Annotated in this window: 16 protein-coding genes; 5 read left to right on the top strand and 11 right to left on the bottom strand. The window is 43.5% G+C overall.

Annotated features, from left to right (window positions below; all coding sequences use genetic code 11):
* Position 1: 1 nt before the first annotated feature.
* From GRFL_RS08830 to mvaD, 9 genes are all read right to left on the bottom strand, one after another.
* The gene (locus GRFL_RS08830; protein WP_083644272.1) at positions 2-601 is read right to left on the bottom strand and encodes a hypothetical protein; all 600 of its coding nucleotides are present in this window, start codon (positions 599-601) and stop codon (positions 2-4) included.
* A 73-nt stretch (positions 602-674) separates the two neighbouring features.
* Positions 675-1,646: a deoxyhypusine synthase family protein gene (locus GRFL_RS08835; protein ID WP_083644273.1), complete on the bottom strand. Its 972-nt coding sequence runs from the start codon at positions 1,644-1,646 to the stop codon at positions 675-677.
* Positions 1,639-2,517, bottom strand: a complete 879-nt coding sequence (gene speB / locus GRFL_RS08840; protein WP_083644274.1) for an agmatinase — start codon at positions 2,515-2,517, stop codon at positions 1,639-1,641. Before speB ends, GRFL_RS08835 begins: the two co-directional genes overlap by 8 nt.
* Before the next feature lie 51 nt (positions 2,518-2,568).
* A complete protein-coding gene (locus tag GRFL_RS08845; protein WP_083644275.1) occupies positions 2,569-3,963 on the bottom strand; it encodes an arginine decarboxylase in 1,395 nt (464 codons plus the stop codon).
* Positions 3,964-4,230: 267 nt separating this feature from the next.
* Positions 4,231-5,073: a pseudouridine synthase gene (locus tag GRFL_RS08850; protein WP_083644276.1), complete on the bottom strand. Its 843-nt coding sequence runs from the start codon at positions 5,071-5,073 to the stop codon at positions 4,231-4,233.
* 81 nt (positions 5,074-5,154) lie between these two features.
* The gene (locus GRFL_RS08855) at positions 5,155-6,057 is read right to left on the bottom strand and encodes a geranylgeranylglycerol-phosphate geranylgeranyltransferase (RefSeq protein ID WP_083644277.1); all 903 of its coding nucleotides are present in this window, start codon (positions 6,055-6,057) and stop codon (positions 5,155-5,157) included.
* 12 nt (positions 6,058-6,069) lie between these two features.
* Positions 6,070-7,008 carry a mevalonate kinase family protein gene (locus GRFL_RS08860; protein ID WP_083644278.1) on the bottom strand — a complete coding sequence of 313 codons (939 nt, stop codon included), beginning with the start codon at positions 7,006-7,008 and terminating at the stop codon, positions 6,070-6,072.
* 158 nt (positions 7,009-7,166) lie between these two features.
* Complete coding sequence (locus GRFL_RS18340; RefSeq protein WP_341475741.1) at positions 7,167-7,385, bottom strand: four helix bundle protein; 219 nt, start codon at positions 7,383-7,385, stop codon at positions 7,167-7,169.
* A 29-nt stretch (positions 7,386-7,414) separates the two neighbouring features.
* Entirely contained in the window at positions 7,415-8,500 is a 1,086-nt protein-coding gene (mvaD, locus tag GRFL_RS08870) for a diphosphomevalonate decarboxylase (protein ID WP_083644279.1), read from the bottom strand.
* Between the two features lie 97 nt (positions 8,501-8,597).
* On the opposite strand from mvaD, the gene GRFL_RS08875 reads away from it, so the two are divergent.
* Complete coding sequence (locus tag GRFL_RS08875) at positions 8,598-9,074, top strand: TspO/MBR family protein (RefSeq protein ID WP_083644280.1); 477 nt, start codon at positions 8,598-8,600, stop codon at positions 9,072-9,074.
* Here the strand turns inward: GRFL_RS08875 and GRFL_RS08880 are convergent.
* Positions 9,071-10,291, bottom strand: a complete 1,221-nt coding sequence (locus GRFL_RS08880) for a BaiN/RdsA family NAD(P)/FAD-dependent oxidoreductase (protein WP_083644281.1) — start codon at positions 10,289-10,291, stop codon at positions 9,071-9,073. The two genes, GRFL_RS08875 and GRFL_RS08880, sit on opposite strands and share 4 nt — an antisense overlap.
* 19 nt (positions 10,292-10,310) lie before the next feature.
* Positions 10,311-11,033 carry a glycerophosphodiester phosphodiesterase gene (locus GRFL_RS08885; protein ID WP_083644282.1) on the bottom strand — a complete coding sequence of 241 codons (723 nt, stop codon included), beginning with the start codon at positions 11,031-11,033 and terminating at the stop codon, positions 10,311-10,313.
* Positions 11,034-11,205: 172 nt separating this feature from the next.
* Between GRFL_RS08885 and GRFL_RS08890 the strand changes: the two genes are divergently transcribed.
* From GRFL_RS08890 to GRFL_RS08905, 4 genes are read left to right on the top strand one after another with little or no spacing between them, the layout of a single operon-like run.
* Positions 11,206-12,051, top strand: coding sequence for an SDR family oxidoreductase (locus tag GRFL_RS08890; RefSeq protein ID WP_083644283.1), 846 nt, complete (start codon positions 11,206-11,208; stop codon positions 12,049-12,051).
* 1 nt (position 12,052) lies between these two features.
* Positions 12,053-12,586: a DUF421 domain-containing protein gene (locus tag GRFL_RS08895; RefSeq protein ID WP_083644284.1), complete on the top strand. Its 534-nt coding sequence runs from the start codon at positions 12,053-12,055 to the stop codon at positions 12,584-12,586.
* A 4-nt stretch (positions 12,587-12,590) separates the two neighbouring features.
* A complete protein-coding gene (gene gntA / locus GRFL_RS08900) occupies positions 12,591-13,283 on the top strand; it encodes a guanitoxin biosynthesis heme-dependent pre-guanitoxin N-hydroxylase GntA (protein WP_083646045.1) in 693 nt (230 codons plus the stop codon).
* Between the two features lie 10 nt (positions 13,284-13,293).
* Entirely contained in the window at positions 13,294-13,908 is a 615-nt protein-coding gene (locus GRFL_RS08905) for an FMN-binding negative transcriptional regulator (protein ID WP_083644285.1), read from the top strand.

Genomic DNA, 13,908 nt, shown 5'->3' on the forward strand with positions numbered 1-13,908 from the left:
ATTAGTCGATATAATTTTTCTCAATTCTTGAAAGTATCTTTTTGAAAGATTTGTCCATCATTTTTTCCGCTGTGACGGCAAAGGAAAAATCTTTGGTATCTTTATAAGCCTGCAGAACGGAGTAAACTTCCTGAATATAAATACTTCCTGGTACGTTTAAATCGATGATTTCGAGGCTCACCGAAACACTGTTCCTGTCAGATGATGACAGATTCCCAATTTGCATGGAACCTATATCATCGCTTGCCATATTCGTATGGATATTGATTAGATAATCGAACGATTCTGCCCCAATTTTCAGCTCGTTTAGTAATTTTTTATCGGGCGAAATAGGAATTCGGGCTGGCAAAATGAGTCCGCTGGTTTCACTGGCCAGCTTTAGATTATTACGCCCAACATAAGCTGAAAAATTTTCCAGTAATTCTTTTTCAAAATCTTTTTGCAATCGTGTTGGGATATCTCTTGTATAAACCAGGTAGTTCCCTTCTTGAAATTTGATTGGATCATTTGAAGACCTGGTGCTAAAAGTATAGCTTGGTGTATGACAGGAGCTAAGGATGAAAAGAAATAAAGAGACGAAGGTTAGGATCAGTTTTTTCATAAAGCAAAAAGCTACTCAATGTTAAGCAATTATTTACATCGAGTAGCTTTAAGTTGTTGTAAAACTGTGTTAATTACATATCTAAGAGATAGGCAAAAATAAGCGGCGCCACGATCGTAGCATCACTTTCGATTATATGTTTTGGAGTGTTAATATCCAGTTTTCCCCAGGTGATCTTTTCATTTGGAACGGCACCGGAGTAGGAACCGTAACTCGTTGTAGAGTCTGAAATCTGACAGAAATAGCTCCAGAAAGGGGTATCTGTTCTTTCAAGATCCTGGTATAACATTGGCACTACACAAATTGGGAAATCACCTGCAATACCACCACCAATCTGGAAGAAACCAATACCTTTTTCAGAATTATCGGTATACCAGTCGGCTAAAAAGGTCATGTATTCGATACCCGATTTCATAGTAGTCGCTTTCAATTCCCCTTTGATCACGTAGGAAGCGAAAATATTCCCTAAAGTACTGTCTTCCCAACCCGGGCAAACTATTGGTAAATTCTTTTCCGCAGCGGCGTACATCCAGCTATCTTTCAGGTCAATTTCGTAATACTCTTCCAGCACTCCGCTTAATAGCAATTTGTACAGGTATTCATGCGGCAGGTATCTTTCTCCTTTATCATCTGCATCTTTCCAGATCTTGAAAATATGTTCCTGTATTCTGCGGAATGCCTCTTCTTCAGGGATGCAGGTATCGGTCACGCGGTTCAGTCCTTTTTCCAGCAGATCCCATTCTTCCTGCGGGGTTAGATCACGATAATTTGGAACGCGTTTGTAATGGCTGTGTGCAACCAGGTTCATCACATCTTCCTCCAGGTTGGCACCCGTACAGGAAATAATATCTACTTTTCCCTGACGAATCATTTCGGCAAAAATTTTACCTAGTTCTGCAGTACTCATCGCACCTGCAAGGGAAACAAGCATTTTAGCACCATTTTCCAGCTGCTTTTCGTAATCTTTAGCAGCATCTACCAGTGCGGCAGCATTGAAATGCAGGTAATATTTTTCTATGAACTGGGAAATATGTCCTTTATTCATCTTCGTCGTCTTCTTCGTTATAATTTAAATATTTGAATTTGTAGCTGAGCATCTTATAATAAAGCTTCGCCGCAAGAAAATCTGATGATTTCTCCTCTTTATTCGGGCAAAGCTCTACAATGTCAAAGCCAACCACATTTTTTTTCTTGAAGATCATTCTTAGAAAATCAAGCGTCTCGTACCAGAAAAGTCCGCCTGGTTCCGGCGTTCCGGTAGAAGGCATAATGGAAGGATCAAAGGCATCCAGATCAATCGTTAGGAATACGTTGGGTGTCATCTGGCCAATGGCATCATCCATCCAGTCTTCATAAAGATCATGAGCGAAATAAACCTGGTTTTCGTCCATATGTTCCGTTTCTGAAACATCCATAGAGCGAATGCCAACCTGTATGAGGTTGGTCTCTTTACTGGCTTCGTAAACGGCACAGGCGTGATTGCATTTGGAACCCTCATATTCCGGTCTGAGATCGGCATGAGCATCGATCTGAACCACGGTAAGATCTTCAAACGATTCATTGAAAGCGCGAATACTTCCTATGGAAATAGAATGCTCCCCTCCAAAAAGCGTTACGAACTTTTCCTGTTTGATGTAGTTCTTCGTCGTTTTGTAGACAGCCTCCACCATTTTTTCAGGAGAAGCATCCTCGGTAACCGGCGGTGCAAGATAAACCCCTTTTTTATAGACTTCGGAACGGGTTTCTATGTCATAGAGTTCCATATTCTCTGAAGCATCCAAAAAAGCATCCGGGCCTTTATCGGCTCCTTTTTGCCAGGTGCTGGTACCGTCGTACGGCACAGGAATCAATACCACCTTAGCCTCGTCCAGACGGGCATATTTATCGGGTATCCCGGCGTAATTCTTTCTACTCATGGTTTATTTAATTGGTTATTAGTTGTTTAAATGTATAAAAATTTAACGGCATTAGTTGTATCCCAGAATTTCCAGCATTTCACTTGCTTTTTGCTGTTCGGCAAAAACTTTAGTGCTGATGTTCCCATTCTCGTCCTTATCGATGAGAATATGCTTTGGAGTAGGGATAAGGCAGTGTTGCAAACCACCGTAACCGCCAATCGTTTCCTGGTAGGCGCCGGTATTGAAAAAGCCAATGTAGAGCGGTTTCTCCCGTTTGAACTTCGGCAAATAGATGGCGTTGGTGTGCTGCTCAGAGTTGTAATAATCGTCGCTGTCACAGGTAAGGCCACCCAGTAATACGCGCTCATATTCATCATTCCAGCGATTGATCGCCAGCATGACGAATTTTTTGCTGATCGCCCAGGTATCTGGCAGGGTGGTAATGAAAGAGGAATTGATCATATTCCATTTTTCACGATCGTTCTGCTGTTTCTGGTACAAAATCTCGTAGATCGCACCGCCGCTTTCACCAACGGTGAAACTTCCGAATTCTGTGAAAATATTGGGAACATCTACCTCTGCCTCTTCACAGGCCAGTTGGATCTGGTTCACGATCTCTTCAACCATATAGGCATAATCGTAATCAAAGGCCAGGGAATTCTTGATCGGGAAGCCGCCACCAATGTTCAGGCTATCCAGAGAAGGGCAAATGCGCTTCAGGTTGATGTAAACTTTTAAACATTTATTGAGTTCGTTCCAGTAATAGGCGGTATCACGTATACCGGTATTGATAAAGAAATGCAGCATGCGCAGGTCTACCTGCTCATTTTCCATGATCTGCTTCTTGTAGAACGGAACGATATCTTTATAGCCAATCCCAAGTCTCGAAGTATAAAATTCAAATTTCGGCTCTTCTTCTGAGGCGATCCTGATGCCAACCTGGAATTTACTGTCGATCTTTTCAGTCAACAGGTCAAGCTCCTCGTAATTGTCGATCACCGGAATACACTTTTTATGGCCGCCATTCAATAACCTGCTGATGTTTTCAATGTACTGGTCTCTTTTAAAACCGTTACAAATCACCCAGTTATCATTGCTGAGTTTGCCGTTTTGCTTCAGTTTTTCAACAATATTGATATCGAAAGCTGAAGAGGTTTCGATATGGATATCATTCTTCAGCGCTTCATTCAGCACATGTTCAAAATGCGAGCTTTTCGTGCAATAACAATAATTATAAGACCCCTTATAATTGTGCTTTTCAATAGCACTTTTAAACCAGCCTTTTGCGCGGTTAATGTTGTCTGATATCTTTGGCAGATAGGTGAATTTCAATGGAGCACCGTATTTCTTAACCAGCTCCATTAGGTCGATGTCGTGGAACCTGAGTTCAGAGCCTTCTAAAGTGAATTCCTCCTGAGGGAAATAATAGGTCTGATCGATCAGGTCGCTGTACTTGGTATTCAATTTTTGCGGAAATTTTTAAAGCTAAAAATTAGAGAATAATTTAAAGGGTCAAAAAAATCGACTGGTAAATTAATGTTAAGAAAGCCTGCGGAAGATTTTCGGAAAGTTCGAATGCCATTGACGGCCAGCGATCTGGCGTGCGTGATTCGGGATTTTAAGCTTTTTCTCAATTACATACAAATCGATAAAAAGCCGGAATTTTCACCCGGCTTCTGTATTTTTTGACAATGTAAAAGTATTAAAAAAAGTAAACCTTGCTTAAAAAATTTATAGCATTCCCAAATTGATCACTTCCTGCTGCGTCAGGTTGCGAAAACGACCTCTTGGTAGGTCCTTTTTAGTGAGTCCGCCAAAGACCACGCGGTCGAGGCTTTCCACATTATAACCAAGACTTTTGAAGATTTTGGTCACGATGTGTTCCTTGATACTGTTGAGTTCCAGTCCTACTTCAGTATGCGGGCGATCCTCGATAAAACTGATGGCTGTAACCGAAACTTTGGAACCTTCAATAAACACCCCACCGGTTTTGATCTTTTCAAAATCTTCGGAAGATAGGTTCTTATCCAGCGTGATCTGGTAGATCTGGCGAATCCCGTTTTTTGGTTTGGCCAGTTTCTTTGCCAGCGTACCATCATTGGTGAATAATAGCAGGCCTTTTGCCTGGTTATCGAGCTTCCCGATAGGTGAAACCCTGGCTGAAGTCGCCTTGGAAATAAGCTCCATTACGGTGCGCCCGCCTTTTTCGGGGTTCCCGGTAACGAAAAATCCTGCGGGTTTATTCAATAAAATATATTCCGGTTTTTCCGGGTTGAGCCTGCGATTGTCAAACCGAACATCATCTGTAAGTTTCACGCGGTAACCCATTTCGGTCACCGTTTGCCCGTTTACGGTTACGTTCCCGGCTGCAATATACATATCGGCTTCTCTACGGGAACAAACGCCGCTATTGGCGATGAATTTATTGAGCCTGATCCCATCTTCATTAGAAAGCGGACTCTTTTCCATTTTTTTCTTAATAGGAGAGTTACCACGAGCGTAAGACTTGCGCCTTTTTCCGCCGCCCTGTCTTCCGCTGTATTTGGATCCTGAATCGTTACTGCCTCTACTCATAGCTCAAAATTTTTGCGAAGATACGTTTTAGCTTCGGGGAAGCCAATTTTATTGAAATGTTTTAAAATGAATCGCTTAGCGCTAAAAAACCCTGTTGATCACCTCATCCAGATCGATCAATAAGATACTGAAAACACCGGCGACAATGATCAGTTTCAGGATATTATGCAATAAAAGATACTGCCATTTTGCTTTGCTGAAGAATAACAGGAGTAAAAACAGCACCAGCAGGAAAAGGGAAGCGTAAAAATAATAGTCCATTTGCCCAATTTCAAAACGTGAAACCAGCAACATAAGCGGGATGACCGCCAGAACAGCACAGATGCTTAAAAAGAACTTGCTCCATTTTTCGCCATACACCAGTGGAATGGTCTGGTAATTCTGTGCGAGGTCGCCCTGCATGTTCTCCAGGTCTTTTACCAGTTCCCGCATGACGATCATCAGGTACAGGAACATCGCATGGATAAAAATGACCGTTTCAAAGTTCTTGTAATAAATGAAGATCACGAAAAAAGGGGTGATGGTGAGGATCGAAGCGATGAGGTTCCCGAGGAAAAGAATGCGCTTCAGGCGGTAAGAATACAGCCAGATCACAAATATGTATGCCGAAAAGAATACTACTGCGCGAAATGAAACATAACTGGCAAAGAAGATCGAAGCGAAATTCAGCATAAAATAAACCGAAAGCTTGGTTCGCTGGCTGATCACGCGGTCCAGCATGGTTTTCTTGGGCCGGTTGATGAGGTCTTTTTCGCTGTCGTAAAAATTATTGATGATGTAGCCAGATGCAATGACGCTGGAGCTTGCCAGCACCAGAAAAAACAGGTTTGGATCAAAAAGGATCTTGCGAAGAGGCTTATCGTGGGCCAGGATAAAGGCCGAGGTCAGGTATTGTGCAATGATGACCACGAGAATATTGTAACCGCGAACCACCGAAAAAAGGCTGAAAATTTTCAGTAGCAGGCGTTTGTTGCTGGCCGACATGTAATTGAAGTTTTAGAAGTTGTAAACGACCTCTAAATTGTAACCTTTAAGCGCTTTACGGGCTTTTTCAATATCCTCGGTAAAGCCAAGAATATACCCGCCGCCACCGGAACCGCATAATTTCAGATAGTAATCGTTGGTTTCGATACCTTTTTTCCAAAGTTTATGGAACTGCGCCGGGATCATAGGTTTAAAGTTGTCCAGTACCACGTGAGAAAGTTTCTTTACGTTAGAAAACAGAGATTTTACATCACCCTTCAGGAAATCTTCCACACAGGAATCAGTATGCTTAACGAACTGCTCCTTCAGCATTTTTCTGAAAGGTTCCTGTTTCATGTTCTCCATGAAAATGCTCACCATTGGGCCTGTTTCACCCGTAATCCCTGAATCCAGAAGAAAAACGGCTCCCGTGCCATTTTCGGTCTGAGAAGGAATACCGGCCGGTTCAATATTTTCTTTAGAATTGATCAGGATCGGGATGCTTAAATAAGAATTCAGTGGGTCAAGACCAGAAGATTTTCCGTGGAAAAAAGATTCCATTTCTCCGAAGATCTTCTTCAGTTTCAACAGCTTGTCGCGGGTAAGATTTTCCAGGACAGTGATTTTATCGGTCGCATATTTATCGTAAATAGCAGCGACTAATGCGCCGCTACTTCCAACGCCGTATCCCTGAGGAATGCTGGAGTCGAAATACATACCTCTTTCAATATCTGCTCGAAGTGACTCCAGATCGAAATGAACCAGCTCCGGATTATTTTCCTGCAATTCTTCCAGGTATGCAGCAAATTTCCGCAGATTCTCGTTCGATTTTTTACTGATGTCGCTTAGGTTTTCATCCACCTTCAGCGCACCGTTATAAAAATTGTAAGGGATGGACAAGCCTTTGGAATCTTTGATAATTCCATATTCACCAAACAAAAGTATTTTCGAGTAGAATAGAGGTCCTTTCATATGCTTTCAATTGAAAATTGATAATTGAAAATTGAAAATTACTTTTGTTTTGAGCTTTTAATAATGGCTATGAGTAATCTCAATATTTCCTCAATATCATTTCTTATTTCTTCAAACTAATCTTTATCTAAATAATTACATTCATTTAAAAGATCAATTCAGTATTCTGTTTCGTTGGCTTCTTTAAGGCCAATTGACAATTTATGAATAAAATCTGCCTTGCTCTCAGCATGTTCTGCTTCACGACCCAATGCTCCTATTGCCGTTCCAGATCTTAAAACCTGCATGGACATTACAAATTCTTTCTTCTCAGAAGTAAGAAACTTATACAAATTAACAACTTTTGCTGAGAACTGAAAACTCTTGGATTTTATCACATTCTCTCTACTCCATTATCCATTGTCAATTATCCATTGTCAATTCGTCGCGCTCCACTGCCAATTTCGTCGCAAATATAGTGACCGTTCTCACAATACGCAACTAACTCATTCTTAATCAATTCTAAAACTTCATTTTCAGAATGTTGCGGGTAGAGCACATGCACATTGGCACCGGCATCCAGGGTAAAGCATACCGGGACACCTGTTTCCCTGCGAAATTCCCAGATTCGCTGAATGATTTCCAGGGTGTTCGGCTTCATTAAGATGAAATACGGGATACTGCTGAGCATTACGGCGTGCAGGCTGAGCGCTTCACTTTCCACGATCTCGATGAATGCCGGAAGATCGCCGCTTTGCAGGATCGGGATTAATTTAGCCAGGTTGCTGTTGGCCTGTTTAAAACGCGCTTCGGCAAACGGGTTACCGTGCATCAAATCGTGTCCCAGGGTACTGCTTACGGTCTTCTGCCCTTTATCAACCAGTAAGATCGTATCCTTATAAGTTTTGAACACCTCATGAAGGTCATGTGGATAGTTTATTCCGAAAAGATCTGAAGATTCTTCAAAATCTGCATGTTTTCCCCATTCTACTAGTGGGCCTTCAATACTTCTGCTCGCGCTTCCGGAGCCAAGACGAGCCAGAAAGGAGGCTTTCCGATTAAAATATTCCAAAGACATTTCCGGGAAAATAGCTTTCTCCAGGCTCATTACGCAAAGAGCTAGCGCACTCATTCCGCTGGCCGAAGAAGCGATACCGCTGCTGTGAGGAAAGGAATTCTCACTGTGAATCTCCAATTTATACGATTGCAGGTAAGGTGAATAATCCCTGATTCTTTCAAAAAACTTCTGGATCTTCGGTTTAAAATCGTCCTTTTTAACCCCTTCAAAATAGAAATCGAATTCCAGCGTAGCGCTCTCAGTTCGTTGATACTGAAAGCTGGTCGTGCTGTGGCAATTGCTCAGGGTAAAACTCACCGACGGGTTTGCCGGGATCTGGTTTTCTTTTTTTCCCCAGTATTTGACCAGGGCGATATTGCTGGGAGATTGCCAGGTCACTTTCCCTTTTTCTGGGAGGTTCTCGCTGGTTTCCGGAACGAATTCCTTGTGAAGCATCTTCAGAATTTTTTGTCAAAGTTAAACTTTTCTTCACGCCGGCAGGTGAAATACAATTCAAATAAATTGTTATTTTAGTAGTCCAACCAACCACCAAATGTCTAAAAAGCTATTCATAAGGAGTTCTTTTGCCATTGGCGTCTGCCTGGTTTTTGCGGTTTTAGGCGTGGTGGCAGCGCAGGCTGGTTTCGAAAACTGGTATTTTTCCCTCCAACGTCCCTGGTTCGAAGTACCGCAGGGAATTTTCAGTCCGGTCTGGATCATTATGTACATTCTGATGGGAATTTCTGCAGGAATCGTTTGGAGTAAGGGCTTTTATCATAAATGGGTAAAAACAGCCCTCTACCATTTCGGGTTTCAGCTTTTTCTGAATGGATTCTGGTTTCTTCTTTTTTTCGCTTTTCAGAAACCTTTTTTAGCCTTGATCGATATCACCGCGCTTTTTATCCTCATCCTGATAACCATTCGATGGTTCAGGATCGTCAATGCTACTGCGGCATACCTGCTCGTTCCTTACGCGGTTTGGGTGCTGTTCGCCATGGCGCTCAATTTTGAGATCTGGCGACTGAATTAATTTTTTGCCATTGCCTTTGCGGCAAGAAAACCACCCGTCCAGGCATTCTGAAAATTAAAACCCCCGGTGATCGCATCGATATTGAGGATTTCTCCTGCGAAGAATAAATTAGGATGAATCTTGCTTTCAAAAGTTTTGAAATTCACCTGTTTGAGATCAATCCCGCCGGCTGTCACAAATTCTTCCTTAAAAGTACTTTTTCCGTTTACCTGAAATACGGAGGCGGTTAGCTCTTCAGCGAGACTTTGCAGCTGGTTTTTGTTTAGGTCTGCCCAGTTCGTCTTTTCAGGAATATTGGCTGCGCTTACGAGTTTTTGCCAGAGCCGTTTGGACAAATCAAATTGCGGTCTGCTGGGAACGAACTGCCTGGAATGGGCAATTTTCAGTTCTTTTAGTTTTTCCAGCATACCATCAGCCTCCATGCCCGGAATCCAGTTGACCTCGATCTGGAATTGGTACTTCAGCCGGTGTAGTTCACGGGCGCCCCAGGCCGATAATTTGAGAATGGCAGGGCCACTCATTCCCCAGTGTGTGATGAGCAGTGGCTCGGAACTTTGTAATTTGGTTTGCTGAACGCGCACTTCTGCTTCCCTGGCGACCCCTGCAAGCCCGTCAATACGGTCATCCTGAATATTGAAAGTGAATAAAGACGGTACCGCTTCTACCATATCGTATCCCAATTTTTCCAGTAACTGCCATATCCTGGAATTGCTTCCGGTGGCCAGCAGTAATTTCTTGGCGGAAAAGTTTCCCTGGGAGGTTTTCAACTTCCAGCCTTCCTCTTCCTGCTGAAGATTCTGTAGGCTCGTTTTCGTGAGAATTTCGATCCCGAGGCGGCGGCAGCTTTTCGTAAAACAATCAATAATGGTTTGAGAATCATCTGTAACCGGGAACATACGCCCGTCTTCTTCGGTTTTTAGCTCAATTCCTTTTTCCGCGAACCAGGCAATGCTGTCACCGGTCATGAAATTGTGAAAAGGGCCGATCAGCTCTTTCTCACCCCGCGGATATTTTTTTGATAATTCCTTCGGAAGAAATTCAGCATGAGTCACATTGCAGCGGCCACCACCCGAAATTTTGACTTTTTGCAGCACCTCTTTTCCGCGTTCGAGAATCGCGATGCGCAGTTTCGGATTAAATTCCGCAGCATTGATGGCCGCAAAAAATCCTGCTGCGCCACCACCTACTATCAAAATATCGTAAGCTGAAGTATTCATGCTGCAAAAATAGGCTTTCTCAGGGATTCAGTTTCAGGAAAGGCTGATTTAGCCTGTCAGGAAAATCGGAAATGATCCCGTCCACACCAAATTCGAGCATGCGTTGGATGTCATTATATTCGTTAACGGTCCAGACATTCACTTTCAGGTTTTCTTCGTGGCAGCGTTTCACGTTATCACGCGTGATGATACCAAGGGAAGGATGGATCGCGCTGGCATGAAGTTTTTTAGCCAGCTCTATCGCTTCCGGTACGCTGGCCTTGCTTAGAATGCCAATTGGCACCTGCTCATCATACTGCCGCACCTTGAAAAGTTCGTTCTTCTGAAAACTGGAAATGATAAAATTGGAATAGGTCCATTTTCCAGCCTTGATCTTTTTAGCGATCAACCGGCATACGGGACCGGCGGTGTTCAGGCCTTTCAGTTCAATATTGATGTCGCACCGGCCCTCGATAAGATCAAGCACTTCTGTGAGCAATGGTATTTTATAGCGGCCTTCAACTTTCAGACTGGCAATTTCTTCCGCAGATCTTTTTGCAATTTCCCCGCTGCCGTTCGTGGTGCGATCCAGCGTGAAGTCATGGAGGATCCAGAGTTCACCGCTGGCACACTTATGAACGTCGATCTCGATGAGATCCACGCCAATTTCCAGGGCTTTTGAAATGCTTTCCAGCGTATTCTCGGCCATATGGGCTTTGGCGCCACGATGACCAATTCTTTTGATTCTGAAATTATTCTCCATTTAGTTCAATCGCTTTGGATGTTGCCGCAAATGACACCGAAAACGCGAATTTTTGAAATGCTTAAGACGGCTTAACATTTAATTGGCGTCAACAGGCTGTAATTTAATTTTTTAAAGAACAAGAACGGCCTAACCGCTGAAATATTCTGAAAACCAACCTAAAAAAAGTAGTATGAGTAAAGTGAAGGAAGTGCCTGATCAACAGCAGTCACAGCCCGGAGAGGAGCACCAGATGCATCCGAAACCGGAAATCATCCGGAAGAATTATCGCGGGAGCGAAAAATTAACAGGTAAAGTCGCGCTGATCACCGGGGGAGACAGCGGGATTGGCCGCAGTGTCGCAGTGCATTTTGCCCGCGAGGGAGCCCATGTGGCGATCATTTATCTCGAGGAGCAGGAGGATGCTCGGGAAACGAGGAAACTGGTAGAAAAGGAAGGCCAGAAATGCCTGATTTTGAAAGGTGATCTTCGAAAAGAGGATTTTTGTATCAAAGCCCTGGAAAAAACCATCAGTGAATTCGGGAAGCTGGACATTCTGGTAAATAATGCGGCAATGCAATTCCCAAAATCAGACGTAGAAGAGATCTCCTCAAAACAATTTCAGAAGACCTTTGAGAATAACATATTTCCGTACTTCTATATGGTCAAGGCGGCACTTGAACACTTGGAAGAAGGCGTGATCATCAATACCACTTCTGTTACTGCGTACCGCGGGAGCGAGCATTTACTGGATTATTCCAGCACGAAAGGAGCCATCACCAGTTTCACCCGTTCGCTGTCGAAAATGTTGGTGGACCGCAAGATCAGGGTCAATGCCATTGCTCCCGGGCCTATCTGGACGCCGTTAATTCCTTCCACATTCGATGATGTTTCAGACTTTGGAAAGAAAGTGCCGATGGGAAGACCCGGCCAACCCAGCGAAGTAGGACCTGCCTATGTGTTTCTTGCCTGTGAAGACAGCAGTTACATGACCGGCCAGGTAATTCATATTAATGGTGGCGAAATCATTGGAGGTTAAGATGAGTAGTTCTTTTGAAAAATGGTTCAGTACAGACTGGGTCACGCTCCTTGCCATTGTTTTGAGCGCCGTAGGAATCTACATTGCGATCATCGTTTTTACGAGACTGGCGGGTAAACGCAGTTTTTCCAAAATGTCCAGTTTTGATTTTGCGATGACCGTGGCCGTAGGATCGGTCATTGCGACCACGGTGCTTTCTGCCAGCGTGAGTTTGCTGGAAGGCATCATTGGGCTGGCCTCGATCTATCTCCTGCAGTTGAGCGTGGCGCTGTTAAGGCGTTTTGAATTCATCAAGGCCGCGGTAGATAATTCCCCATTGCTGCTGATGAACGGTACTGAAATCTTACATAAAAACTTAAAAAAAGCCAGGGTTAGTGAAGATGATCTGCGCTCGAAACTGCGAGAGGCTAATGTGCTGAAACTGCAACAGGTACGAGCGGTAATCTTTGAAACGACCGGTGATATATCGGTTTTGCATACTTCAGATGAAGAAACAGAACTGGAACAATGGCTTCTGAAAAATGTTAAAAAATAAACCTATGAAAACCATCGATACAACTACCCGAAATTCTAAGAATATCACTCAGGATCCTAAGTTAAAGCTGAAATCCGACTTTGAGGATTTTATCCTGGAAAACGAGCACCCGTGTATGATGGCGCAAACCGTTTTCAGTATGGATAAGGTGCAATTATTTGAATATCCCTCATTCGGAACCGCGGAAACTGCGCAGAAACTGATTAGGGATTTGAAAAGTTACGTGGAGAACTATGATTTTGAATCAAATGATTTTGAAACATTTTTAGCGGTATTTCCGAATTCGCCGAAATATTCCGAAATTGAATTTGAAAAACTGCTGTGGAAACAGTTGCATTTTCTGCACCAGGCAGATCATTGCGACTGGGACCAGGAGGTGAGTGCCGATCCTGAAAATGAACATTTCAGTTTCAGTCTCTGCGGGAAGGCTTTTTATATCGTGGGTTTGCATCCACAGGCTTCGAGAAAGGCCAGGCAGAGTCCGCATGCGGCTCTGGCGTTTAACCTTCACTGGCAGTTTGAAAAGCTGCGGGAAATGGGAACGTATGAAGCCATCAGGGATCGCATCCGTGATCGGGATCGCGCCTTGCAGGGAACGATCAACCCGATGCTCGAAGATTTTGGAAGTAATAGCGAAGCTCGCCAATATAGCGGTAGAGCAGTTGAAAAAGGCTGGAAATGCCCTTTTCATCATTAATCAGAATAAAATGTACAGACCGGAAAAATATCGGAAGGACGAGAATGCTTTTTTTTATGAGTTCATCAAAAAGCACCCGTTTGCCACTCTAGTAATGAACGGCCAGCGGTTGCTGGCAACCCATATTCCGGTCCTCCCTAAGGGAAGTGCAACTGATTTTTTGCTGTTTTCACATATGGCCAATCACAACGAACAGCAGCAGTATTTAAAAGAGGGTGCAGATGCGCTCATCATTTTCCAGGGGCCACACGCCTATGTTTCGGCTTCGTGGTATCGCGAAAAAGACATCAGCACCTGGGATTATTCTGCGGTTCACGTAAATGCCAAAATCAGGATTCAAAGCCGGGAAGAACTGGAGCTTAGCCTGAAAGAGTTGGTAGCATTTTTTGAAAAGGGAGAGGAAAAACCGCTGTTTTACGATGAAATTCCGGCCAAAATGCTCGCTGATCACCTTCCTCTTATTACCGGTTTCTGGTTGCAGCCAGTTAAAATCGAAGGAATTTCCAAGCATCACCAGTCCTATCATCCTGAAGATGTGAACCGGGTCATGGACCAACTCCGGAAACGTGGTAAGGGAGGGGATTCACAGCTTGCAGATGACCTCGCAAAAACCCATAATCTATAA

The organism is Christiangramia flava JLT2011 (assembly GCF_001951155.1).
GTDB classification, from domain to species: domain Bacteria; phylum Bacteroidota; class Bacteroidia; order Flavobacteriales; family Flavobacteriaceae; genus Christiangramia; species Christiangramia flava.

What these genes read in the sequence shown, in the direction of transcription:
- GRFL_RS08830 (WP_083644272.1), bottom strand. Translation starts at nt 601, where the DNA reads ATGAAAAAACTGATCCTAACCTTCGTCTCTTTATTTCTTTTCATCCTT.
- GRFL_RS08835 (WP_083644273.1), bottom strand. Translation starts at nt 1,646, where the DNA reads ATGAATAAAGGACATATTTCCCAGTTCATAGAAAAATATTACCTGCAT.
- speB (WP_083644274.1), bottom strand. Translation starts at nt 2,517, where the DNA reads ATGAGTAGAAAGAATTACGCCGGGATACCCGATAAATATGCCCGTCTG.
- GRFL_RS08850 (WP_083644276.1), bottom strand. Translation starts at nt 5,073, where the DNA reads ATGAGTAGAGGCAGTAACGATTCAGGATCCAAATACAGCGGAAGACAG.
- GRFL_RS08855 (WP_083644277.1), bottom strand. Translation starts at nt 6,057, where the DNA reads ATGTCGGCCAGCAACAAACGCCTGCTACTGAAAATTTTCAGCCTTTTT.
- GRFL_RS08860 (WP_083644278.1), bottom strand. Translation starts at nt 7,008, where the DNA reads ATGAAAGGACCTCTATTCTACTCGAAAATACTTTTGTTTGGTGAATAT.
- mvaD (WP_083644279.1), bottom strand. Translation starts at nt 8,500, where the DNA reads ATGCTTCACAAGGAATTCGTTCCGGAAACCAGCGAGAACCTCCCAGAA.
- GRFL_RS08875 (WP_083644280.1), top strand. Translation starts at nt 8,598, where the DNA reads ATGTCTAAAAAGCTATTCATAAGGAGTTCTTTTGCCATTGGCGTCTGC.
- GRFL_RS08880 (WP_083644281.1), bottom strand. Translation starts at nt 10,291, where the DNA reads ATGAATACTTCAGCTTACGATATTTTGATAGTAGGTGGTGGCGCAGCA.
- GRFL_RS08885 (WP_083644282.1), bottom strand. Translation starts at nt 11,033, where the DNA reads ATGGAGAATAATTTCAGAATCAAAAGAATTGGTCATCGTGGCGCCAAA.
- GRFL_RS08890 (WP_083644283.1), top strand. Translation starts at nt 11,206, where the DNA reads ATGAGTAAAGTGAAGGAAGTGCCTGATCAACAGCAGTCACAGCCCGGA.
- GRFL_RS08895 (WP_083644284.1), top strand. Translation starts at nt 12,053, where the DNA reads ATGAGTAGTTCTTTTGAAAAATGGTTCAGTACAGACTGGGTCACGCTC.
- gntA (WP_083646045.1), top strand. Translation starts at nt 12,591, where the DNA reads ATGAAAACCATCGATACAACTACCCGAAATTCTAAGAATATCACTCAG.
- GRFL_RS08905 (WP_083644285.1), top strand. Translation starts at nt 13,294, where the DNA reads ATGTACAGACCGGAAAAATATCGGAAGGACGAGAATGCTTTTTTTTAT.